Consider the following 23316-nt stretch of genomic DNA (forward strand, 5'->3'; position numbering starts at 1 on the left):
CCGCGCGTGGCCCGGCGGCGATCACATCCGCGATGATGCAACGTGCTCCGGGCACCGGTCCCGGCGGATGGTCGGACCGACCCGGACCCGGACCCGGAGGCAACACCGTGCGTTTCATGTTTGTCGGCGACAGCATGACGATCGGCGCGGCCGGTGACTACACCTGGCGCTTCCGAATGTGGCAGCACCTGCGCGGTCTCGGCGAGCCCTTCGCGATCGTCGGCCCGCACACCGCGCTGCACGACATGGCGGCGGACGCCCCGCTCTCGTACGACTACGGCGACCCGTCCTTCCCCGAGCGGGCCCGGCGCCATCTCGCCGGCTGGGGCGAGGGCTGGGTGCACATGGCGCCGGTGATAGCGGACGAGGTCAGGACCCACCGGCCGGACGTGCTGCTGATCTCCCTCGGCCTGATCGACCTCGGCTTCTACACCAACGCCGAGCAGACCGAGGCGAATCTGCGCCTCTTCGTCGAACAGGCACGGACCGCCAACCGCGAGATCGCGGCCGTCCTGCTCCCGGTCATCCCCAACACCCGTGCGGAGCTCGACCCGGACTTCGCCGGGCAGTGCGAGGAGCTCAACACCCGGATGGCCAAGGCCGTCGCCGACCTGGACTCGACCGCCTCACCACTGCTGATGGCCTCCCGGCCGGCCAACTACGACATCCTGCTCGACACCTACGACGGCACCCATCCCAACGCCTCCGGCGAGCACCGCCTCGCCGCCGCCTTCGCGGACGCCATGCACCAGGCGTGGGGGGTCGGTTCTCCGTACGAAGGAGCCCCTTGATTGGAGCGCACTCCAAGCGATTGGCTAGTCGTTCATGGAGTACACACAGCTCGGACGCACCGGTCTCAAGGTCAGCCGACTGGTCCTCGGCACAATGAACTTCGGTCCTCAGACGGATGAGGCCGACAGTCACGCGATCATGGATTCGGCGCTCGACGCGGGCGTCAACTTCTTCGACACCGCCAATGTCTACGGCTGGGGCGAGAACAAGGGCCGCACCGAGGAGATCATCGGCAGCTGGTTCGCCAAGGGCGGCGGCCGGCGGGAGAAGACGATCCTGGCGACCAAGGTCTACGGGAACATGTCCGCGACGGACAGCCCCTGGCCCAACGAGGACAAACTGTCCGCCCTCAACATCCGCCGTGCCTGCGACGCCTCGCTCAAGCGGCTCGGCACCGACTACATCGACCTCTACCAGTTCCACCACATCGACCGGGCGACACCCTGGGACGAGATCTGGCAGGCGATCGACCTGCTGGTCCAGCAGGGCAAGATCCTCTATGTGGGATCCTCCAACTTCAACGGCTGGGGCATCGCCCGCGCCAACGAGGCGGCCGCCCGCCGCAACTCGCTGGGCCTGGTCAGCGAGCAGTGCCTCTACAACCTCGTCGAACGGCGGGTCGAGATGGAGGTCCTTCCGGCGGCCCAGGTCTACGGTCTCGGCGTCATCCCCTGGTCCCCGCTGCACGGCGGTCTTCTCGGCGGCGCGCTGCGCAAGGAGCGCGAGGGCGGGGGTGCCCGCTCCACCTCCGGCCGCAGCGCCGACGCCCTGAAGAACTCGTCCCTGCGCGAGCAGGTCCAGGCGTACGAGGACCTGGTCGACAAGCACGACCTGCAGCCCGGTGACGTGGCACTCGCCTGGCTGCTGACCCGGCCCGGGGTGACCGGCCCGATCGTCGGCCCGCGCACCCAGGAGCAGCTGGACTCCGCGCTGCGGGCGGTCGAGCTCAAGCTGTCGGACGAGTTCCTGGCCGCCCTGGACGAGGTCTTCCCGGGCACGGGCCCGGCACCGGAAGCCTTCGCCTGGTGACACCGGTGACACCAGCGACACCAGCGACACGGGTGGCACCGGGCACGGCAGCGGCCTGAGGGGCGCCTGAACGGCCCAGGGGCCGGATCGGCGGAAGAATGGGCGGGGAGGGCGACCTCCCCGCCCGATTCTTGTGGAGCCGCGTCCGGTATGTGGTCTTGACGTGGTGCACAGAGAAACCACAGCATCATGTCCACGTCAAACAGACGGCACGTTCCCCCACACGTACCGGAGTCTTCAGTGTCCTCAGCAGACCGCACCCGCCTACGCCTCCTGTGCCGCGCGGCCGCCGCAGCGGTGACGGCCACCGTCCTGGTCGCCATAGCCCCGGCCTCGGCCGCGCCCGCCACCCCGGCCGCCGTCGGGACCCTGGCGGCACCCGACATCTCCGTGACCAACGTCAAGGCCCACCTCACCCAGCTCCAGTCGATCGCCACCGCCAACGGCGGCAACCGCGCCCACGGCCGGACCGGCTACAAGGCCTCGGTCGACTACGTGAAGGCCAAGCTGGACGCGGCCGGCTTCACCACCACGCTGCAGACCTTCACCTCCAGCGGGTCCACGGGCTACAACCTCATCGCGGACTGGCCCGGCGGCGACACCGACAACGTGATCATGGCGGGCGCCCACCTCGACTCCGTCACCGCCGGCCCCGGCATCAACGACAACGGCTCCGGCTCGGCGGCCATCCTGGAGACCGCGCTGGCCGTCGCCAGCACCGCCTACCAGCCCACCAAGCACCTGAGATTCGCCTGGTGGGGCGCCGAGGAGCTGGGCATGATCGGCTCGAAGTACTACGTCAACAACCTCTCCACCACCAACCTGGCGAAGATCGACGGCTACCTGAACTTCGACATGATCGGCTCCCCCAACCCCGGCTACTTCGTCTATGACGACGACGCCACGCTGGAGGCCGTGTTCAAGGACTGGTTCACCGCCAAGGGCATCGCCACCGAGGCCGAGACCGAGGGTGACGGCCGCTCCGACCACGCGCCGTTCGACAGCGCCGGCATACCCGTCGGCGGCCTGTTCAGCGGCGCCGACTACATCAAGACCACCGCCCAGGCCACGAAGTGGGGCGGCACCTCCGGCAAGGCCTTCGACGCCTGCTACCACGCCTCCTGCGACACCTCGTCGAACATCGACACCACCGCGCTGGACAACAACAGTGACGCCATCGCCAACGCGATCTGGACCCTGAGCGGCACGACCACCACCCCGCCGACCGGCACCAGCTTCGAGAACACCGCCGACGTCACCATCGGCGACAACAGCACCGCCGTCGAGTCCCCGATCACCGTCACCGGCATCTCCGGCAACGCCCCCGCGGCACTCGCGGTCGCCGTCGACATCAAGCACACCTGGCGCGGCGACCTGGTCATCGACCTGGTGGCACCCGACAGCAGTACCTACCGCCTGAAGAGCTCCAGCAGCAGCGACTCGGCGGACAACGTCATCACGACGTACACCGTCAACGCCTCGACCGAGACGGCCAACGGCACCTGGAAGCTGCGTGTGCAGGACGTCGCGTCCCAGGACACCGGCTACATCGACAGCTGGAAGCTCACCTTCTGAGTGCGGCGGTGACGACCACCACGGCCACCAGCAGCACCAGCGCGACGGCCATCACTCGGCTACGGGTCTTGGGATCCACGTACCGAGACTAACGGGCCCGCCTCGCGCCCCAGCGGGCAGGTCCTGAGCACCTCGTAACGCGGCTGCGCCCCCGGCACCCCGGTGGCGGGGGCGTGGCTGCGTACGAGGGCGACGGCGTCCACCGTCCAGGGCGTACCCGCGAAGCCGGCCAGCGCCTGCGCGAAGGGCCGCAGCCGCACCTGGCCGTGGGTACGCTGCCGGGCCAGCGTGAGGTGGGCGTGGAAACGGTGCTCGGCGGCGACCGCCACCCCGGCCCTGCGGGCCGCCGCCTCCACGGAGCCGGCCAGCCGCGCCGGATCGGCCCCGGCCACCGCGGCCCACAGCGTACGGTCCCCGAAGTGCCCGCCCCCGGCCAGCGCGGACCGGTACGGCTCGTGCCGGCGGGCGGCGCGGTCCAGCCGCTCCCCCAGCGCCGGGAGCAGTTCCCCGGCCACCTCGCCGAGGAAGGCCAGCGTGAGGTGCCATCCCGCCCGCTCGGTCCAGCGCAGCGCGTCGGCGTCCGGCAGCCCGTGCAGCTCCCGGACGGCGTGGTCCAGCTCCCGCATCACCCGCTCCGGCGGCATCACCGCCGCGAAGAGCCGCACCCGGCCGTCCTGTCCCGACACCTACGCCGCCGGCGCGAGCTCGGGCTCTGAGACGGGTTCAGCCGGTTCCCGGGGGACGAAGGCGATCAGCCTTCGGTCTTTTCCCCGGCCGCCGTGCAGGTCGATCTTGAGGCGCAGCCCGCCGACGCGAGCCAGGACCAGGCCGACGGCGACCGCCGCGGCGGCCGCGATCAGGCCGCCGGACAGGAAGCCGACGCGGGCTCCGTAGGTGTCGGTGACCCAGCCCATGACGGGTCCGCCGATGGGGGTGCCGCCGACGAAGACCATCATGAACAGGCTCATGACGCGGCCGCGCATGACGGGGTCGGTGGCGAGCTGGACGCTGGCGTTGGCCGTCGTGTTGAAGGTCAGCCCGAAGATCCCGATCGGGGCCAGCAGCAGGACGAACATCCAGTACTCCGGCGCCATCGCGGCCACCGCCTCCAGGATGCCGAAGCCGAAGGCCGCGGCGACCAGCAGCCGCATCCGGGTCTTGCCGCGCCGGGCGGCGAGCAGCGCGCCGACGACCGATCCGACGGCCATCAGAGTGTTGAACAGCCCGTACATTCCGGCGTCGCCGTGGAAGACGTCGTCCACGAAGGCGGAGAGCCAGATGGGGAAGTTGAAGGCGAAGGTGCCGATGAAGCCCACCAGCACGATCGGCCAGATCAGCTCGGGCCGGCCGGCGACATAGCGCAGGCCCTCTCTCAGCTGGCCCTTGCCGCGCGGGGCCCGCTCGACCACATGCAGCTCGGAGGCGCGCATGAGCAGCAGGCCGGCCAGCGGGGCCAGGAAGGACAGGCCGTTGAAGAGGAAGGCCCAGCCGCTGCCGACCGCGGTGATCAGCGCACCGGCGACGGCGGGGCCGATCAGCCGGGCGGACTGGAAGTTGGCGGAGTTCAGCGACACCGCGTTGCGCACGTCGGCCGGGCCCACCATCTCGACGACGAAGGCCTGACGGGTGGGGTTGTCGACGACGGTGACCATGCCGAGGCCGAAGGCGATGGCGTAGACGTGCCAGACCTGGACATGGCCGCTGAGGGTGAGCGCGGCCAGGGTGAGCCCGAGGGCGCCCATGGCGGCCTGGGTGGCGAGGAGGATCTTCCGCTTGGAGCAGCGGTCGGCGATGACGCCGCCGTAGAGTCCGAAGAGCAGCATCGGCAGGAACTGCAGGGCGGTGGTGATACCGACCGCGAAGGAGGAGCCTGTGAGGCTGAGCACCAGCCAGTCCTGGGCGATGCGGGACATCCAGGTACCGGTGTTGGAGACGATGCCGCCGGCGGCGAAGAGCCGGTAGTTACGGTTTCTCAGGGAGCTGAACGTTCCACCACGGCTGCCGGCGGCCGTGACGGTGTTCGGTTCGGGTGCGGCGTCTGATGCGGCTGCCGAACTCAATCGGGGTTCGCCTCCTCGTTCACAGGTCACAGCTGACAGGTGACAACGTGTTGGTTGCTGTTCGTCAGGAAACTTCCTTACAGATGCGCGAGCTTCTCCAGGACGGGTGCGGCCTCGCGCAGCACCGCGCGCTCCTCATCGGTGAGGCGCTCGGTGAGCTGCGACAGCCACACGTTCCGCTTGCGACGGCTCTCGACCAGCATGGCCTCGGCCTGCTCGGTCTGCCTGACGACGACCTGGCGGCGGTCGTCCGGATGGGGGTCCCGGCGGACCAGGCCCTTGCCTTCGAGCATCGCGACGATGCGGGTCATCGACGGCGGCTGCACGTGCTCCTTGCGGGCCAGCTCCCCCGGCGTGGCGGAGCCGCAGCGGGCGAGCGTACCCAGCACCGACATCTCGGTCGGGCTGAGCGATTCGTCCACATGCTGGTGGCGCAGCCGCCGCGACAGCCGCATCACGGCGGAGCGCAGCGAGTTGACCGCGGCGCGGTCGTCCTCGGACAGTTCGGTCACGATAGTTAGGTTAGCTCATTACCTACGCTAAGGAAACTTCGGCGTGGCACCCAAACGCATCTGTGCCCGAACTCACCCGTCCGAGTGAGTTCGCCCCGGAAAGAGCCACACGGTGGGGTATGGGGGCCGGACCCTGACTCCATGACTACGAGGGTGCTCAGCATGCGCATAGACGGGGAGCTGCTGGACCGGCTCCGCACACACGCCGCCAAACACGGAATGAGCGTCCAGGACTACATAGTCCGGACGCTCATCCGCGATGACTTCGACGAGCGGCTCAAGGCCTCCGTCGACGAGACCGAGCGCTTCTACGACGCCAGACCCAGCGCCGGCATCAGGTAGTAGAAGGCGAAGACGCCCGCCACCACGTACAGCGCCGCCGGCACCTCACGGCCCCGCCCGACGGCGAGCCGCAGCACACAGAAGACGATGAAGCCGATACCGATGCCGTTGGTGATCGAGTACGTGAAGGGCATCAGCAGCATGGTCAGGAACGCCGGGACGGCGATCGTGTAGTCGCTCCAGTCGATGTCCCGGATGCCGCCCGCCAGGATCAGGAAGCCGACCGCGACCAGCGCCGGTGTCGCCGCCTGGGCCGGGACCATGGTGGCGATCGGCGTGAGGAACAGCGCGACCACGAACAGCAGGCCCGTGACGATCGAGGCCAGGCCGGTACGGGCGCCCTCACCTGCCCCGGCCGTCGACTCGGCGAAGCAGGTGTTGGCGGAGCTGGAGGAGAAGCCGCCGGCGGCGGTGGCGATGCCGTCGACCATCAGCACCTTGTTCATGCCGGGCAGGTCACCCCGGGAGTCCAGCAGGCCCGCCTCGTCGCTGACACCGAGGATCGTGCCCATCGCGTCGAAGAAGCAGCTCAGCAGCACGGTGAAGACGAACAGCACTCCCGTGACGATGCCGACCTCGTGGAAGCCGCCGAAGAGGCTGACCTTCCCGATGAGCCCGAAGTCGGGCGACGAGACCGGGTTGCCCGGCCACTGCGGCACGGTCAGGCCCCACGCGCCGGCCTTGACGTCCACGGCCGCGTTGACGATCAGTGCCAGCCCGGTCATCGCCACGATGCTGATCAGGATCGCGCCCGCCACCTTGCGGATGATCAGGACCAGGGTGAGCAGCACGCCCAGGATGAAGATCAGCACCGGCCAGCCGTCGAGGTGGCCGTCGCCGCCGAGCTGGAGCGGGACGGTGGTGTGCGCCGCGTCGGGCATCCGGGTGACGAATCCGCCGTCGACCAGGCCGATCAGCATGATGAACAGGCCGATACCGATCGCGATCGCCTTGCGCAGACCGATCGGAACGGCGCTCATCACGCGCTCCCGCAGTCCGGTGGCCACCAGGAGCATGATCGCGAAGCCGGCCAGTACGACCATGCCCATCGCGTCCGGCCAGCTCATCCGCGGGGCGAGCTGGAGCGCGACCACGCTGTTGACGCCGAGCCCGGCGGCGAGCGCGATCGGCACATTGCCGACCACACCCATCAGCAGCGTGGTGAAGGCGGCGGTGATCACCGTGGCGGTGACCAGCTGGCCGTTGTCCAGGTGGTGACCGAACTTGTCGGTGCCCGAGCTGAGGATGATCGGGTTCAGCACGATGATGTAGGCCATCGCGAAGAAGGTGGCCAGGCCCCCGCGAACCTCGCGGGAGATGGACGATCCCCGTTCGGAGATCCGGAAGAAGCGGTCGAGCCCGCCGTTGGGAGGCTCGGAAGGCAGCTGGGCGGCGTCGACAGACGCCGTGGCCGAGGGGGACATGCGGGTCCTTGCGGGGTGCGGGTGCCGAGGTTGATCCGAGCCGGTCAGAGATCCGTCAGAGATCAGTCAGAAGTACGTTAGGAGCTTCGTACGAATGAATCCGGTCAGACCCGGACCGTTTCAGTATGAACATATATACGGCGTGAGCGCTATCTCCGCGCGTAGATGAGCGGCTGGAGCGCATACGCTGTGCGCATGCGCATGAGCAAGTGGACGACGCCGGAGCGCGAGGCTCCCGAGCCCCTGGAGGCGAACGACGTCGCGACCGTGACGATCGGCACGATCGTCTGGTTCGCTCTCTTCGTCGTCCAGCTGCCCTTCTACGGCTGGTACGCCGACCACGGCCACGCCTGGATGATCTGGACCTGCCTGGCCGGTGCAGGCCTGGGTCTGATCGGCCTGACCTACGTACGCGCCCGGCGGGCCGCGCTGCTGCGCGAGGCGCTGCGGCGGCCGGCCGACGGGGGCGCCGGCGAGGACGACACCACCGCCGGCCCGGGTCAGCCTCAGGGATGACGCCGACCCCTGGATGACCCGCAGGACGCGGGACTCGGGGGGTGGCGGAGCCGTTCCGCACGTACCGTCGAATTCATGACGGATCGCGTGGAGACCGAGGCCGTGCCCGGAGCGGTCGGCACCCGTGGCCTCACGACGGCCGAGGTCGCCGAACGGGTCGCGCGCGGAGAGGTCAACGACGTACCCGTGCGCTCCTCCCGCTCGTTCGGGGAGATCGTCCGGGCGAACGTCTTCACGCGGTTCAACGCGATCATCGGCGTGCTGTTCCTGATCATCCTGGCGGTCGGCCCGATCCAGGACGGGCTGTTCGGCTTCGTCATCGTCGCGAACACCGCGATCGGCATCGTCCAGGAGTGGCGCGCCAAGCAGACCCTCGACAGCCTGGCCGTCATCGGCGAGGCGAAACCCACCGTGCGCCGCGACGGCGTGGCCGCGCCCGTGCCGACCTACGGGATCGTCCTGGACGACGTCATCGAACTCGGCCCCGGCGACAAGGTGGTGGTCGACGGCGAGATCGTGGAGTCCGACAGCCTGGAGATCGACGAGTCCCTGCTCACCGGCGAGGCCGACCCGGTCGTCAAGCAGCCCGGGGCCGAGGTCATGTCGGGCAGCTTCGTGGTCGCGGGCGGCGGCGCGTTCCGGGCCACCAGGGTGGGCCGGGAGGCGTACGCCGCGCAGCTCGCGGAGGAGGCCAGCCGGTTCACGCTGGTCCACTCCGAGCTGCGCAGCGGCATCAGCCGGATCCTGAAGTACGTGACCTGGATGATGGTCCCGACCGCGATCGGGCTCATCATCAGCCAGCTGCTGGTCGAACGGCACGACTGGCGCGAGGCCGTGCTCCGCATGGTCGGCGGCATCGTGCCGATGGTCCCCGAGGGGCTGGTCCTGCTCACCTCGGTGGCCTTCGCCATCGGCGTCGTCCGGCTCGGCCGCAAGCAGTGCCTGGTGCAGGAACTGCCCGCGATCGAGGGGCTGGCCCGCGTCGACGTGGTCTGCCTCGACAAGACCGGCACCCTCACCGAGGGCGGCATGGACGTCACCGAGCTGCGGCCGCTGGCCGGATCCGACCAGGCCTACGTCAAGCGGGTCCTCGGCGCCCTCGGAGCCGCCGACCCGCGCCCCAACGCCAGCCTGGAAGCGGTCATCGCCGCCTTCCCGGAGCCGGAGCCGCCCTGGCGGTGCACCGAGTCGCTGCCCTTCTCCTCGGCCCGCAAGTTCAGCGCCGCCGCCTTCAACGAGCCCGACGGCGTCAGCAGTACGTGGCTGCTGGGCGCCCCCGACGTCCTGCTGGCGCCAGGTGACCCGGCGCTGGCCGAGGTCGACCGGCTCAACGACGGCGGCCTGCGCGTCCTGCTGCTGGCCCGCGCCCACACCGACCCGGACACCCACAAGGACCTCGACGACCCGGCGGTGACCGCGGCGGTCGGCCCGGCCGCGCTCGTCGTCCTGGAGCAGCGGCTGCGTCCCGACGCCGGCGACACCCTGCGCTACTTCGCCGAGCAGCAGGTCCACACCAAGGTGATCTCCGGCGACAACGCGGTCTCCGTCGGCGCCGTCGCCGGAAAACTGGGCGTCCCCGGCGCGGAACGGACCGTCGACGCCCGCCGGCTGCCCGCCGAACAGCACGCGATGGCCGCCGAGATGGACCGGGCCACCGTGTTCGGCCGGGTCAGCCCGCAGCAGAAGCGGGAGATGGTCGGCGCGTTGCAGTCCCGCGGCCACACCGTCGCGATGACGGGCGACGGCGTCAACGACGTGCTGGCCCTCAAGGACGCCGACATCGGCGTCGCGATGGGCTCGGGCAGCGAGGCGACCAGGGCGGTCGCCCAGATCGTGCTGCTCGACAACAGCTTCGCCACCCTGCCCTCGATCGTCGCCGAGGGCCGCCGGGTCATCGGCAACATCACCCGGGTGGCGACCCTCTTCCTGACCAAGACCGTCTACTCGGTGCTGCTGGCGGTGCTGGTGGCCGTCTGGCAGGTGCCCTATCCCTTCCTGCCCCGGCATCTGACGCTGCTGTCCACGCTCACCATCGGCGTGCCGGCCTTCTTCCTGGCCCTCGCCCCCAACAAGGAGCGCGCCCGGCCGCACTTCGTACGCCGCGTGATGCGCTACTCGCTGCCCGCCGGGCTCATCGCGGGCTTCGCGACCTTCGTGACGTATCTGCTGGCCCGGCACCACTATCAGGGCGCGGGCGCCCTGGAAGCCGAGACCAGCGCGGCGACGCTGACCCTCTTCCTGGTCTCGATGTGGGTGCTGGCCATCGTCGCCCGCCCCTACACCTGGTGGCGCGTGCTGCTCGTGCTGGCCATGGCCGTCGCCTTCCTCGTCGTCCTCGCCGTCCCCTGGCTCCAGGACTTCTTCGCCCTCAGGCTGGTCGGCACCCAGGGCCCCTGGACCGCGGTGGCCGTGGCCGCCGTGGCCGGCCTGGTCCTGGAAACAGTGTGGCGCCGGGTCGCCGTACTGGACGGTGACCCGGCGCCGGGGTAGAGCCAGGGGTGAGAGCTACTTGACGTCGACGAAGTCGCCGGTCGCCTTGACGGCGCCGGTGGTGCCGTTGCCCGCGTAGACGAAGCGGTAGTAGCCGTCGGACTTGGCCGTGGTGGTGGCCTTCAGAGCGCCGGCGGTGCCGCTGGTGACGCTCTTGAGGGTGGTGTAGGTGTCGCTGCCCTTCTTGCGGAACTGCAGCTGCACCGACTGGCCCTTGTAGGTCGAGTAGGCGCCGGTGTTCCAGTTGGCGCGGGTGAGCTTGCCGGTGACCGTGATGGTCTTGCCCTTCTTGACCGGCTCGGGCGCGGCGTTGGCCGTCAGCTTGGCGTTGCGCTTGATCTTGGCGGAGCCGGCCGCGTCGTCGTACGCCTGAGCGACGTCGTCGCTGTCGGTGGTGGCGGCGAACAGCTTCCAGGTGCCGGCCACACCGTTCTCGTACAGGCTGTACGAGGCGTCGATCGCCACGGTGGCCTTGCAGTTGTAGACGGTCGCGTCAGCGGCCGTCGCGGTGCAGGTGGAGTTGCCCGGAGCGTCGATCTCGCCCGTGATCGTCTCCGTGTCGGTGCCCTGCCACAGCGCGACCCAGGAGTTGAGGAAGCCGTCCGGGCTGGTGACGGTGTACGTGACGCTGACGGACTTCTTGGTGGTGGTGCCGAGGACGATGTCCTTGCCGCTGTTGATGACACCGTTCGAGAAGGTGTCGTTACCGACCGCGACCTGAGCCCGCATGGACTTCGAGGTGACGGAGCCGAGCGTCCTCGTTCCCGGGCGCACATCGGCCTGAGCGACGGCCGGAAGCGCGAGGGCGGACAGGATGACGGCGCCGGAAACAGCGGCGACGGTGGCGCGTACGCGCATATTGCGATCCCCCACAGTGAATGATCGGGCCCCGCCGAATTCCCCCCGGCAGGGGCCCCTTGACCATCGCATCGTACATATCTACGAGACCGGCGGGCACCGGATATCAGCCATCCCGGATGACCGGATCACGCCGGAAAGCCGCCCCTGGGGGTGGCCGGCGCGGTGATCTCGTTGGCTCACCGGGTCCGTCCGGTGCCCGCTTCGTCCCCGAGCGCCGGGGCCGGCCGATGTCCGGCCGGCCCGGCGATCGACGGACCGACGGCGCTACTTGACGTTCACGTAGTCCGTGGCGGAGCTGACCGCGGAGGTGCCGGTGGTGCCGGCGTAGGACCAGCGGTAGTAACCGTCGGACTTCGCCTTGGTGGTGGCCTTGAGGGCACCCTTGCTCGTCGTCGTGACGGTCTTGAGCGTGGTGTAGGTGCTGGTGCCCTTCTTGCGGAACTGGAGCTTCACCGAGCGGTTGGCGTAGCCCGTGGAGCCGCCCGAGGCCCAGTTGGCGAAGGTGAGCTTGCCGGTGACGGTCAGGGTCTTGCCCTTCTTGACCGGCTCCGGGGTGGCGTTGGCCGTGGCCAGCTTGGACTTGCGCTGGACCTTGGTCTTGGCGGCCTTGTCCTTGAAGACCACGCCGTCGCCGGTGTCCTCGTTGTAGTCGTTCGGGATCACCGCGACCGCGGCGTACCAGGTGCCGGCCAGCGCGTTGTCCTTGATGTCGTCGACGGCCTTCACCTTGAAGGTGACCGTGCAGGTCGACGTGGTGCTGCTGACGACGACGCACGACGGGTCGTCGCTGGTGGTCGCGATCTCGTCGCCGGCGGAGTTGTGCAGATAGGCGACACCCGCGAGCTCGATGCCGGAGTCGTCACTCGCGGTGACGGTGGCCTTGAACGTCTTGGTGCTGGAGGCGTCGAGCACGATGGCCTTGCCGCCGTTGACGGCAGCGCTCTTGACCGTGGCCGGGCTGTCGGTGTCGGCGTGCGCCGCCGGTACGGCGAAGGCGGAGAGGGCCAGAGCGCCGGTGACGGCGGCTGCGGCGGTACGTATACGCATGTTTCCCCACATGACTCAGGACGTCACGCGGCGCCCGACGGGCGCAGCACATGAACGTCAACTGGCCGAAACCTTAGTCCCCCACCGGATCTTCACAACAGCTCCCCGTGTCTTCCCACCGGCTTCCAGGTGAAGATTTTGAACTGCTCAGTCGAACCAGCGGTCACGGGCCAGTTCCTCGGTGCGGGTCGGGTCCTCCAGGAGTGCCGCGACCTCGAAGCGCCGCTGCCACTGTCCGGCGGCCCAGGCCAGGCCGGCGGCGACGCCTTCGACGGTGGCGGCGTGCAGGGTGCCGTCGGCCCAGCGCCAGTCGAGTTCGAGGCGGCCGCCGTCGCCGTCGTCGACCAGCAGCTCCTCGTGCTCGACGTACGACAGGGGGGCGCCCGGCAGGAGTTCGCGGACGGCGTCCGGGACGGCGTGCGGTTCGCCGCGGGAGACGACGGGGGCCGGGCAGGCCTCACTGAGCCGGCGGACCTGGAGGAGCTCTGCGAGGTCGGCGGCGCGGGAGGGCGGGACGGGGAGCAGGGCGCGGCCGGTGGCCAGCGGGAGGAGGTCGGGGGCGTCGGCGACCAGGGTGTCGGCGGCGTCGACGACCGTCACCCGGTGGCCGTCGACGACGGCGCGGAGCTCGTCGGGGAGGGTGACCTGCTCGGGGTCGAGGGCGGCCAGCTCGGCGTAGAGCCGGTGGAGCCGGCCGGGGGTGACGGTTCGGGCGGGGTCGGCGAGGCGGGCCAGCAGCTCGGCCGCGCCGCCGGGTTCGTCCAGGAGGGCGGCGGCGGTGGTGCGTACCCCCAGGGCGCGCAGCACCTGCTCGTCGGCGGCGCCGGCCTCGACCTCGTCGTAGAGCCCGGCGAGCAGCGGGTCCGATCCGGCGGCGCGCAGGCCCACCGGGCGGCGGCCGTCCAGCACCGGGTGGTCGCGGAGCCACCAGGCCGCGTAGGGGCGGACGGACTCGGTGGTGCCGTCGGGGAGGAGGACACGGACGGGCTGGGTGATGGCGTCCCGGAGCGGGGGCCGGGAGAGCATGGCGAGGGCTTCGGGCCAGGCGTCGTCGTCGACCAGGTCGAGGTCCCGGACGGCGATGATCTCGGTGGCGACGGGCGGGACGTCGCTCTCGGGGAGGTGGTCGAGTACGTCCTCGCACCACACGTCGACCGCGTCGAGCAGGCCGGCGTCGTCCGGCTCGGCCCAGTCGCTCTCGCGGGGCTCCAGCTCGTCCGGGTCCAGGACCACGTCGGCGGCGCGGACCAGCGCGAAGGTGGCCAGGACGCCGACGGCGGTCAGCGGCTGCTCGCCCCAGCGGGCGGCCAGGTCGGCGTCGACGGCGCCGAGTTCGCCGTCCCGGACGACCCTCTCGAAGGCACTGCCCGGCAGGACCAGCTCGCCGGCGGGGGCCGGCTCGCCCTCGTCGTCGGTCAGGGCGAGCGCGGCCAGCCAGGGTTCGTCGCCGGGGGCGAGCCGGGCGGCCCGGACCAGGCCGAGGACGACCTCGGCCAGTTCCTCGGAGTCCAGCGCCTCGTCGTCCCAGGACTCGCCCGCGTCCAGCGAACCGGCCACGGCCGCCCGCACCTGCGGGGTCGTCAGGACCGCCCGGGGGGTGGCAGGGGTGGCGCCCAGCTTCTCCAGCAGGGGGTGGGCGGCGTCGGGGTGGGCCACCTTCAGGCCGAGCCGGGCCAGTTCGGCGGCGGCGGGCAGGGCGTCGCGCTCGGCCGGCGCGGTGTCCCCGTACAGGCTGTCCATCTCGGGGAGGGGGAGCAGGATCTGCCGGGGCCCGATCGCGGTCCGCCCGTCCGCCAGCGGCACCGGCAGGCCGCTGAGCCGGTCCGGGTCGGTGCCGGTGAGGGAGTCGTAGAGCCGCCGCCACCAGGGCGCGGGGCGCTCGGCGCCGGCGAGGCGGTCGATGGCGTCGCCCAGCGGGAGGCGGGCCACGCCCAGGACGCGCAGTTCGGGGCGCCGTTCCAGGCCGGCGGGCAGCAGGCTGGGGAAGACCTCGGCCAGGACGGCCACCGTCGCCGCGCCCGCGCCTTCCAGGACCTCGGCCTCGACGGGGCGCAGCGCCACCGGGAGGGCTTCCGGGTCGTCCTTCTCCACCGCGACGGCGCGGGGCAGGAAGGCCGTGCGGGGCAGTGCGGCGAGGATGTGCCGGCGCAGTTCCGCGTCGAGTTCGCCCTTGCCGAGCGGGCCGGGCACCAGGTCCACGATGCCGGCGGTGACCGGCTGCCAGGCGCTGAGCAGCCGGACGTACGCCTGCGCGGCCCGGTCGATCAGGAAGTCGGTGAGCGGGCCCGGTGCGGCGTGCCGGCGCGTCGGGTCCAGGGGCAGCGAGGCGACCAGCAGGGCGGGCAGGCCCAGCGGCTCGTCGGTGGGGGTCGGGGCGTGCACGAAGCCCGCCGTACGGGGGCGGGCGGGCGCGCCGTCCGCGTCGACCGGGACCGCCCAGGTCAGCGACCACACGGGCCGCAGCCGCTCCTCGACGGGGCGGTCGGCCAGCAGTGCGGCGTCCAGCCGTCCGCCGTCGCTCACGGTGCGCCACCGGGTGCTGCGGGCCGCGCCGTCCGCGCTGTCCTCGACCAGGACGGTGCCGTCGTCCTGCTGACGGCGCGTCAGGGTGCGTACGCCCTCCGGCGTGTCGACGACGACCTCGTCCAGGCCGGTGAGGGTGAGCAGCAGCGCGTCGTCGATCCCGGCGAGCAGCCGCTCGGCCAGGTCCTCGGCGGCGCCGTCGCGCAGCGGCAGCACGACGACCGTGTCGTACTCCTCGGGCGCGGTGCCCTCGGCCGGGAACGGGAGCCGGAGCAGCGGTACGTGGCCGTCCCTGCGGCGCAGTTCGTCGGCGAGCGCCGGGGTGCCGGCCACCAGGTCGCGGGCCTCGGCGAGGGACCAGCGGACGCCGCCGCTGCGGCTGACGACGGCCGGCTCGTCACTCACCGCGAGCACGGCGGAGAAGCCGACGCCGAAGCGGCCGACGGTGCCGCTGTCGTCGGCGTCCTCGCGCTTGGCGCTCGCGCGCAGCGTCGACAGCGACTCGACACCGGCGACATCGAGATGGGCGCCGGTGTTGGCGGCGGCGAGCACGCCCTCGCGCAGCGTCAGACGGAGCCGGCCGCGGGTCCCGGCCCGTACGGCGGCGTCCGCCGCGTTCTGGGCCAGTTCGATGACCAGGCGGTCCCGGTACCCGCCGAGCGCGAGGTCCTCCTCGGCGTTGGCGTCCTCCCTGAACCGCGCCGCCGAGGCCGCCCACGCGTCCAGCACGCTGCGGCGCAGCCCGCCGGTCCCGAACGGATCCGCCCCGCCGTCCGGCTCCCGCCGCACCACTCCCGTGCCGCTCACGTCGTCATCTCCCTCAGCGATCTTCTGGCGGAGCGAAGCCCTGCCCGGGGTGCAAGGTATCGCGCCGGGCGCGGTGCAGGGTTCCACGGCCGGTGCGCGGGCGTGAACGCCTCGTCGCGAGGTGCGGCCCGGTGGCCGTTCGTCCTCGATCGCCGGGCGGGCTGGATTTTCAGCCCGCCCGGCGATCGAGGACACCGGGCCGGATCAGGAGTGGCCGAGTTCCTCGGCGGGGCCGTTGTCCTCCACGGAGCCGTGGCGGTCGGGATGCAGCGGCATCGGCTCGATCGCGGTCTCGTCCAGCACCGGGGCCGGCGGCTGCGGCGGCCGCGGCATGACGGCGGCTTCGGAGTGGCCGCCGCAGCCGTAGGTCAGGGCGACGACGCGCCCGTCGGCCGGGGAGAACTCGTTGGCGCAGACACCGAAGGCCTGGCGGAGCGAGCCCGCCATGGGGACCAGGAAGCCGCAGCTGACGCAGGGGGCGGGGGCGGCCTGGGCCATCGGGGTCTTCGGGCCGTAGTTCTCGTCCCAGCGGTCGGCGGCGGTGTAGAGCCCGAACCGGGACAGGACGCGGGGGCGGCCCATGCCGAGCTGTTCGGCGACGGCGCCGATGGTGCCGACGGCGGGCGGCCCGGCGGGTTCCAGGGCCACGTCGTCCTCGCCGGCGGCCTCCGCGACCTCGGCCACCACGGAGTTCGGCGGGGGGGTGTCCTCGCCGGACCAGCCGGGTTCCAGCCGGAGGTCCTCGGCATCGGTCGGCAGCAGGTCGCCGGGGCCCATGTCACCCGGACGGAGTCGTTCGCTCCAGGGAACCCACTCGGGGGCGAGCACCGCGTCCGGACCGGGCAGCAGCACGGCCTCGTCCAGGGTGATGGTCTTGGCGCGCGAGGCGCGGGTCAGCGTCACCGCCCATCGCCAGCCCCGATAGGCGGGTTCGCGACAGTCGAAAAGGTGCGTGACGACACGGTCGCCCTCGGCCACCGCCCCGAGGTGGTCCCCGACCGAGTCGGGCCCGAATGCCTCTTCGGCAGCCGAGAGAGCGACATCGACCGCCTCGACGCACAGGCGGTCAGGGGTACGGCTTCGCATCGCAGCACTCACAAGAATCGATTCTCTCCTACGCCGTTTCACGCGTACGCCGACCGGAGGGCGGGTGATGGCGGAGCGGACCTGGGGACCGCGTCGACGCCACCTTCCGGACAACCTCGGGCGCACCTGTTGACACCATTCTGCGGGATCGCACGCTATCGGTGCGCACCGCATGCGCAAAGGATGGGGTACGGAACAGGTGATGATGGCGTCCGGTGGGGCAGTATGACCAGCGTGGCACGCACGGTGACGTCCGGACCCGGACCGATTCGCAAGGCGGGAAACGCCCTCGCGCGCGCCGCGCACCGTTCGGGGAGCGCGACGCGGCGTCGCGTCCGCCGTCATACGCATGCGGGCGGCGCGGGCGAGTCCGGCCTGGCGAAACTCATCGAACTGCACGCCGTCAACTCGGCCGGCGACATGCTGATCACGATCGCGCTCGCCAGCACGATCTTCTTCTCCGTCCCGACCGGCGAGGCCCGCGGCCGCGTCGCGCTCTACCTGCTGGTGACGATGGCGCCCTTCGCGCTGCTCGCCCCGGTGGTCGGCCCGCTGCTGGACCGCATCCCGCACGGCCGCCGCGCCGCGATGGCGATGTCGATGCTGGCCCGCGCGATTCTCGCCTGGACGATGGCCGGCGTGGTGACCACCGCGGGGCTGGAGCTGTATCCGGCAGCGCTGGGCGTCCTGGTCTGCTCCAAGGCGTACGGGGTGGTGCGCAGCGCGGTCGTGCCCCGGCTGCTCCCGGGCCGTACGACGCTGGTGAAGGCCAACTCACGGGTGACCCTGGCCGGGCTGCTGGCGACGGCCGTCGCGGCCCCGGTCGGCGGGCTGCTGCACCTGCTCTCGCCGGGCGCGCCGCTCTACGGCGCCTTCGTGATCTTCGTGGGCGGCACGCTGCTGTCCTTCTCGCTCCCGCACAAGGTGGACTCCGCCAAGGGCGAGGCCCGCGCCCAGCTGACCGCCGGTGACCATCCGCACCTGCACAAACACGGTCAGGCGCCCGCCCAGGAGCCGGGGCCGGGGCCGGGGCCGGATCCGAGGCCGGATCCGGGTGCCCGGCCCGGGCTGCGCACGGTCGGGCCCGCCGTGCTCAACGCGCTCGGCGCGAACGCCGCGCTGCGCTTCCTGTCCGGCTTCCTGACGCTGTTCCTGGCGTTCCTGCTGCGGGAGCATCCGCTGGGCGGCCTGAGCGCCGCCCTGTCGCTGTCGGTGGTCGCCGTGGCGGCGGGCGTCGGCAACGCCTTCGGCACGGCGCTGGGGTCGTGGCTGCGGGCCCGGGCGCCCGAGAAGATCATCGCGACGGCGCTGCTGGGCGCGCTGGTCGCCGTCGCCTCGGCCGCCGCCTGGTACGGGACGCCGACCATCACCCTGCTGGCGGCCGTGGCGGGTATCTGCCAGGCCCTGAGCAAGCTCTCCCTGGACGCGACGATCCAGCGCGACGTGCCCGAGCAGTTCCGTACGTCCGCCTTCGCCCGCTCCGAGACCGCGCTGCAACTCGCCTGGGTGATCGGCGGCGCCCTGGGCATCGTGCTGCCCCTCAACGGCACCGTCGGTATGGCGGTGGCCTCCGTCGTGGTGGCCCTGGGCTTCGCGGTGGCCCTGCGGGGGCTGAGCGGCCCGTCGCGGGCGCCCCGGACCAGGGCGGCCTGACGGAGGCGGGAGGGCGGCCGGGAGAGGGAACACGGCGTACCCCGTGGCGGCGCGGCGGCGACCGCCCGGTAGCCTCACCCCCATGAGCATTCGCCGCCGTGCCGCCGCCATCGGTGTCGTGTCCCTCGGGCTGGTCGCCCTCTCCGCCTGCGAGAAGCCGACCCCGCTGGCGACCGTCACCGTGGGCGACAAGACCGTGACCACCGAGGCCAACGCCAAGTGCTACTCCGATGGCAACAACCTCACCAGCGCGGCCTTCACCGCCTGCCTGAACAAGGTCAAGCCCACCAAGACGATCACCGTCCAGGCGGGTGACCAGGTGCGTATCGGTGTCGACCCGAAGGTCGCCGACAAGGGCTGGCTGGTGGCGGCGGGGCTGTCGCAGAAGACCGACGTGCTGACCGGCAAGACGTACTGGTCGCTCGGTGAGAAGGACTCGCTCTTCACCGACGCCTCGACCGGCACCAGCGCCGACTCGGTCACCCTGAACATCATCGAGACGGCCGGCAAGAACGCCAAGAACTACCTTGGCGTCTGGAAGGTCAAGCTCGTCAAGAAGAGCTAGAAGGCACCCGTGGCTGTCCGTCTGCTCGTCGTGACCGCCGTGGCGGCCGAGGCCGACGCCGTGGCTCTCGCCCTCGCCGGCACGGGCCACGACGTGCTCGCCGCCGGGGTGGGTCCGGCGGCCGCCGCGGCCGGTACGGCCACCGCGCTGGCCACCGCCCCGGGCGGCGCCCGGTACGACCTGGTGGTCTCGGCCGGTATCGGCGGCGGGTTCCAACCGCTGGCCCCGGTCGGGTCGCTGGTCGTCGCGGACGCGATCGTCGCGGCCGACCTGGGCGCGCAGACCCCCGGCGCCCCGGACTCCCCCGACGCCCCGGACGGATTCACCCCGGTCGACCGGCTCGGGTTCGGCCGCACCGTCCATGTGCCCCCGGAGGGGCTGTCGCGGGCGGTCGCCGAGGCGCTCGGCGCGGCCCACGGCCCCGTACTCACCGTCTCGACGGTCACCGGCAGCGCCGCCCGCGCCGCCGAACTGGCCGCCCGTCACCCCGGGGCCGCCGCCGAGGCCATGGAGGGCTTCGGGGTGGCGGAGGCGGCGGCCCTGCACCGCACGCCCGTCCTGGAGATCCGCGCGATCTCCAACCCGGTCGGCCCGCGTGACCGCGCCGCCTGGCAGATCGGCCGGGCGCTGTCCGAGCTGACGCACGCGTTCCGCGTCGCCGCTCCCGTACTCGACGCCTGGGAGGCCCGACCGTGACCACGGACGACGCACTGCGGATCTCGTACTCGCCCTGCCCCAACGACACCTTCGTCTTCCACGGCTGGGCCCACGGCCTGGTACCGGGCGCGCCGCCGGTCGACGTGTCCTTCGCCGACATCGACATCACCAACGGCATGGCCGAGCGCGGCGAGTCCGACATCCTCAAGGTCTCGTACGCGGTGCTGCCCTACGTCCTCGACCGTTACGCCCTGCTGCCCTGCGGCGGCGCGCTCGGCCGTGGCTGCGGGCCGCTGGTGCTCACCCGGGAGCCGGGGGCGTCGGCGGACCTGGCCGGAAAGACGGTCGCGGTGCCGAGCGAGCGGTCCACGGCGTATCTGCTGTTCCGGCTGTGGGCGGCGGCCGAAGTGCCGGGCGGGGTCGGCAAGATCGAGGTCCTGCCGTTCCACGAGATCATGCCGGCCGTGCGTGACGGCCTGGTTGACGCCGGTCTGGTCATCCACGAGGCCCGCTTCACGTACCAGAACTACGGGCTCCACAAGCTCGCCGACATGGGCGAGCACTGGGAGGCCACCACCGGCCTGCCCATCCCGCTCGGCGCGATCATCGCCAGGCGGTCCCTGGGGCAGGCCCGGCTGCGCGGGATCGCGGACGCCATCCGGCAGTCCGTGGCGATGGCCTGGGACGAGCCCGAGGCCTCGCGCGGGTATGTCCTGGAGCACTCCCAGGAGATGGACCCGCGCGTCGCCGACCAGCACATCGGGCTGTACGTCAACGAGTTCACCGCCGCCCTCGGCGAGGACGGCTACGCGGCGGTACGGGGGCTGCTGACCCGCGCGGCGGCCGAGGGACTGGTGCCGCCCCTCGGCCCGGGCGCGCTGGAGTTCTGAGCCGGCCGGCGAACAGGCGGGCCCGGCCGGCGGCTAGACGTCGAGCTGGTCGGCCACGACGCGCAGTACGGAAGCGATCTTGTGGCCGTGGGCCTTGTCCGGATAGCGGCCGCGCTGAAGGGAACGCGCGACGTCCTCCAGCAGCGTCGTCAAATCCTGCACGATGGGCAGCAGTTCGTCCGGCTTGCGGCGCTGGGCGGCGGCGACCGAGGGCGCCGGGTCGAGGAGGATCACCGAGAGTGCCTGGTCACCGCGTTGACCGGCGACGACGCCGAACTCCACGCGCTGGCCCGGCTTGAGCGTGGCCACCTCGTCCGGGAGTACGGAGGAGTGCACGAAGACGTCGCCGCCGTCGTCGCGGGAGAGGAAGCCGAAGCCCTTCTCGCTGTTGAACCACTTGACCTTGCCGGTAGGCACGTCCGACCTCGTCATCGATGTAGTGAAACGGGGAACTACTGACATTGAAGGCGGACCGTCCGAAGACCCGCCGGACCATAGGCTAGTGGCACCGGGGCATGTGTCCAGACGCCGTGGTGCCGCTCGTCCGGCCAACGACCTACCCTTGTCGGGTGACGCATGAAACCAAGAACGCGGGCGATGTCCTGGTACGTACCGGTGCGGTCGTCTTCCTCGTCGGCGCCCTCGGCACACTGGCCACGGTGGCCCCGCTCTTCCTCGGCTCCGACCCGCTCCCGACCGCCGCCTATCTGGTGTCGATGCTGATGGCCGTCGGCTTCGCGCTCGCCCTGGCCGGGCTGCTGCGCTCCGCGCTGTCCCAGCGCCGCCCGAGGACTCAGGCCACCTCCGCCAGGTAGCCGGCGAACCACTCCGGGAACTCCGTCAGGTCCCCCAGCACCACGTCCGCGCCCGCCGCGCGCAGACCGGCCGCGTCGACCGGCCCGGTGGCCACCCCGACGGACAGCGCGCCCGCCGTACGGGCCCCGCGCACATCGCCTGTGTGGTCGCCGACGTACACCGTGGCGCCGTGCTCGATCAGCGCGGCCCCCTTGCCCTCCGCCCACAGGTCGCCCACCACCACGTCCGCCGCGATGCCCAGGTGCTCCAGGTGCCGTACGGCGTTCCGCCCGTACTTGGCCGTGACGACCACGGCGCGGCCGCCCGCCTGCCGGATCGCCGCGACGGACTCCCGGGCGCCGGGCATGGCCAGGGTGGCGGTGATGGCGTGCACGGGGTAGATCTCGTTCCGGTACGTCTCCGCCACGGCCGGGATGTCCCGCTCCGGGAACCAGTGGGCCAGCTCGTCCACCAGCGGCGGCCCGAGCCGGGTGATGGCCAGATCGGCGTCCACGTAGACGCCGGTCGCGGCGGACAGGGCCTCGAAGGCGGCCTTGATGCCGGGGCGGGAGTCGATCAGGGTCATGTCGAGGTCGAAGCCGACCGTGACAGCGCTCGCGGGCCGGGGGGCGTCGGGTCGGTGATCCATACCGGAAATTCTCGCAGACCGCCGCGGACGCGCCTCGGCCCCTCTGCGCCCCTGCGCCTCAACGCCTCAGCGCCGTACGCTGCCGCGCCAGAGCAGGAACGCCGCCGAGGCGCCCGCCGCGACCCGCACCACCACCGGGAACGCGTCGACGATCGCGGTGTCCAGCTGGCCCTTGGCGATCGGCTCCCCCCAGCGGCCGTCCGTCCGGCCCCACAGCCACACCAGGGTGCCTGCCGCCACCAGCCCCGGCAGGGTCAGTGCGGCGAACTTGGCCTGGCGTCGGGACAGCCCCGGCACGTAGTACGCGAGCAGCCAGCCCAGTCCCAGCGGGAGCCACGAGCCCAGCACCGCACCGGCGACCAGCAGGAGCGCGGCCAGCGTCGGGAGCAGCGCGGGCCGCCTGCGCGCCGTGACGGCCGCCACCGTCACGTCGGCCGGCCGGCGCCGGCGGAGAAGCCGCCGCCGGCGCGCCGACCGCGATGTGCCCGTGCCGCCCGCCCGGTCCGTCCCGGCCGTCTCCTCCGCCTCGGCCGCGTCCTTTCCGGCGGCGGGCGGGGGCTCCAGCGGGATCGTCAGGCCACCGGTCATCCCCGGGAGGCCGGACAGCTCCTCCCCCGGCCGCATGGGCCGGTCGTCCGGGCCGGCGGGTCCCAGCGGGATCGTCAGACCACCGGTCGTTCCGGGCAGACCTGACGGCCGCGCCGGCCCGTCCCGCCGCGCGGGTGCGTCCCCGAGCGCCGGCCCGTCCCGCCGCGCCGGTTCGTCCCCGCGCCTGCGCTCGTCCCCGCGCGGCGGCTCGTCCCGCTGCGGCGGCACCCCGGCCGCCGCCTCCACCACCGCGTCCGGCGACCCCAGTCTGCCCAGGATCCGCCGCACCGCGGCCGGGCTGTCGCCCGCACCGCGCTGCCGGTCGATGTCCTTGCGCAGCTCCGTCACCAGCCGCACCCTGCGGTCGGCGGTCAGCTCTGTCTGAGCCAGGTCGCCGACCCGGCTCAGGTAGTCGAATATCAGGTGATCGCTCTCGGCACCCACGCCCCCGATTC

22 protein-coding genes are annotated in these 23316 nt (G+C 71.9%); 11 read left to right on the forward strand and 11 right to left on the reverse strand.

Annotated elements, in window-relative coordinates; all coding sequences use genetic code 11:
- The first annotated feature begins 116 nt into the window (after positions 1-116).
- The 3 genes from RWE79_RS17080 to RWE79_RS17090 all read left to right on the forward strand — a co-directional run bounded on the left by RWE79_RS17080 (position 117) and on the right by RWE79_RS17090 (position 3396).
- The gene (locus tag RWE79_RS17080) at positions 117-791 is read left to right on the forward strand and encodes a GDSL-type esterase/lipase family protein (RefSeq protein ID WP_475945876.1); all 675 of its coding nucleotides are present in this window, start codon (positions 117-119) and stop codon (positions 789-791) included.
- 34 nt (positions 792-825) lie between these two features.
- Positions 826-1821 (forward strand): aldo/keto reductase, encoded by a 996-nt coding sequence (locus RWE79_RS17085; protein WP_475940937.1) that lies wholly within the window; start codon positions 826-828, stop codon positions 1819-1821.
- A 240-nt stretch (positions 1822-2061) separates the two neighbouring features.
- Positions 2062-3396 (forward strand): M28 family peptidase, encoded by a 1335-nt coding sequence (locus RWE79_RS17090; protein WP_475940938.1) that lies wholly within the window; start codon positions 2062-2064, stop codon positions 3394-3396.
- A gap of 59 nt (positions 3397-3455) precedes the next feature.
- Here RWE79_RS17090 and thpR read toward each other — a convergent pair whose 3' ends face one another.
- The 3 genes from thpR to RWE79_RS17105 form a co-directional block, all read right to left on the reverse strand.
- On the reverse strand, positions 3456-4061 hold the full coding sequence (gene thpR, locus RWE79_RS17095; protein WP_475945878.1) for an RNA 2',3'-cyclic phosphodiesterase: 606 nt from the start codon (positions 4059-4061) through the stop codon (positions 3456-3458).
- Between the two features lie 21 nt (positions 4062-4082).
- Positions 4083-5456: an MFS transporter gene (locus tag RWE79_RS17100; protein ID WP_475940939.1), complete on the reverse strand. Its 1374-nt coding sequence runs from the start codon at positions 5454-5456 to the stop codon at positions 4083-4085.
- Positions 5457-5533: 77 nt separating this feature from the next.
- Positions 5534-5911, reverse strand: a complete 378-nt coding sequence (locus RWE79_RS17105) for a MarR family winged helix-turn-helix transcriptional regulator (protein WP_475945880.1) — start codon at positions 5909-5911, stop codon at positions 5534-5536.
- A 198-nt stretch (positions 5912-6109) separates the two neighbouring features.
- Between RWE79_RS17105 and RWE79_RS17110 the strand changes: the two genes are divergently transcribed.
- Entirely contained in the window at positions 6110-6310 is a 201-nt protein-coding gene (locus RWE79_RS17110) for a ribbon-helix-helix protein, CopG family (protein ID WP_475940940.1), read from the forward strand.
- Here RWE79_RS17110 and RWE79_RS17115 read toward each other — a convergent pair.
- The gene (locus RWE79_RS17115; RefSeq protein WP_475940941.1) at positions 6277-7734 is read right to left on the reverse strand and encodes an NCS2 family permease; all 1458 of its coding nucleotides are present in this window, start codon (positions 7732-7734) and stop codon (positions 6277-6279) included. The two genes, RWE79_RS17110 and RWE79_RS17115, sit on opposite strands and share 34 nt — an antisense overlap.
- A gap of 195 nt (positions 7735-7929) precedes the next feature.
- On the opposite strand from RWE79_RS17115, the gene RWE79_RS17120 reads away from it, so the two are divergent.
- Both RWE79_RS17120 and RWE79_RS17125 read left to right on the forward strand, forming a co-directional pair.
- Positions 7930-8250, forward strand: coding sequence for a DUF2530 domain-containing protein (locus RWE79_RS17120; RefSeq protein ID WP_475940942.1), 321 nt, complete (start codon positions 7930-7932; stop codon positions 8248-8250).
- Between the two features lie 75 nt (positions 8251-8325).
- Positions 8326-10740 (forward strand): HAD-IC family P-type ATPase, encoded by a 2415-nt coding sequence (locus tag RWE79_RS17125; protein ID WP_475940943.1) that lies wholly within the window; start codon positions 8326-8328, stop codon positions 10738-10740.
- Between the two features lie 15 nt (positions 10741-10755).
- On the opposite strand, the gene RWE79_RS17130 is transcribed toward RWE79_RS17125, so the two are convergent.
- The 4 genes from RWE79_RS17130 to RWE79_RS17145 all read right to left on the reverse strand — a co-directional run bounded on the left by RWE79_RS17130 (position 10756) and on the right by RWE79_RS17145 (position 17064).
- Entirely contained in the window at positions 10756-11598 is an 843-nt protein-coding gene (locus tag RWE79_RS17130) for a hypothetical protein (protein WP_475940944.1), read from the reverse strand.
- A gap of 267 nt (positions 11599-11865) precedes the next feature.
- The gene (locus RWE79_RS17135) at positions 11866-12648 is read right to left on the reverse strand and encodes a calcium-binding protein (RefSeq protein ID WP_475940945.1); all 783 of its coding nucleotides are present in this window, start codon (positions 12646-12648) and stop codon (positions 11866-11868) included.
- Between the two features lie 147 nt (positions 12649-12795).
- On the reverse strand, positions 12796-15978 hold the full coding sequence (locus RWE79_RS17140) for a sacsin N-terminal ATP-binding-like domain-containing protein (RefSeq protein WP_475940946.1): 3183 nt from the start codon (positions 15976-15978) through the stop codon (positions 12796-12798).
- A gap of 204 nt (positions 15979-16182) precedes the next feature.
- Positions 16183-17064, reverse strand: coding sequence for a DUF3027 domain-containing protein (locus RWE79_RS17145; RefSeq protein WP_475940947.1), 882 nt, complete (start codon positions 17062-17064; stop codon positions 16183-16185).
- A 225-nt stretch (positions 17065-17289) separates the two neighbouring features.
- Here RWE79_RS17145 and RWE79_RS17150 point away from each other — a divergent pair, with 225 nt between their 5' ends.
- From RWE79_RS17150 to RWE79_RS17165, 4 genes are all read left to right on the forward strand, one after another.
- Positions 17290-18717: an MFS transporter gene (locus RWE79_RS17150; RefSeq protein ID WP_475940948.1), complete on the forward strand. Its 1428-nt coding sequence runs from the start codon at positions 17290-17292 to the stop codon at positions 18715-18717.
- Between the two features lie 82 nt (positions 18718-18799).
- Complete coding sequence (locus RWE79_RS17155) at positions 18800-19282, forward strand: hypothetical protein (RefSeq protein WP_475940949.1); 483 nt, start codon at positions 18800-18802, stop codon at positions 19280-19282.
- Between the two features lie 9 nt (positions 19283-19291).
- Positions 19292-19978 carry a futalosine hydrolase gene (locus RWE79_RS17160; RefSeq protein WP_475940950.1) on the forward strand — a complete coding sequence of 229 codons (687 nt, stop codon included), beginning with the start codon at positions 19292-19294 and terminating at the stop codon, positions 19976-19978.
- Entirely contained in the window at positions 19975-20829 is an 855-nt protein-coding gene (locus RWE79_RS17165) for a 1,4-dihydroxy-6-naphthoate synthase (RefSeq protein WP_475940951.1), read from the forward strand. The genes RWE79_RS17160 and RWE79_RS17165 overlap by 4 nt, the downstream gene beginning before the upstream one ends.
- A gap of 33 nt (positions 20830-20862) precedes the next feature.
- Here the strand turns inward: RWE79_RS17165 and RWE79_RS17170 are convergent, their stop codons facing one another.
- A complete protein-coding gene (locus RWE79_RS17170) occupies positions 20863-21246 on the reverse strand; it encodes a cold-shock protein (protein WP_475945882.1) in 384 nt (127 codons plus the stop codon).
- Between the two features lie 152 nt (positions 21247-21398).
- On the opposite strand from RWE79_RS17170, the gene RWE79_RS17175 reads away from it, so the two are divergent.
- Positions 21399-21644 (forward strand): hypothetical protein, encoded by a 246-nt coding sequence (locus tag RWE79_RS17175; RefSeq protein WP_475940952.1) that lies wholly within the window; start codon positions 21399-21401, stop codon positions 21642-21644.
- Here the strand turns inward: RWE79_RS17175 and RWE79_RS17180 are convergent.
- A complete protein-coding gene (locus RWE79_RS17180) occupies positions 21623-22273 on the reverse strand; it encodes an HAD family hydrolase (protein ID WP_475940953.1) in 651 nt (216 codons plus the stop codon). The genes RWE79_RS17175 and RWE79_RS17180 overlap by 22 nt on opposite strands.
- A gap of 66 nt (positions 22274-22339) precedes the next feature.
- Positions 22340-23305 carry an HAAS signaling domain-containing protein gene (locus tag RWE79_RS17185; RefSeq protein WP_475940954.1) on the reverse strand — a complete coding sequence of 322 codons (966 nt, stop codon included), beginning with the start codon at positions 23303-23305 and terminating at the stop codon, positions 22340-22342.
- Positions 23306-23316 lie beyond the last annotated feature (11 nt).

This window comes from Streptomyces sp. RLA131 (assembly GCF_056270125.1).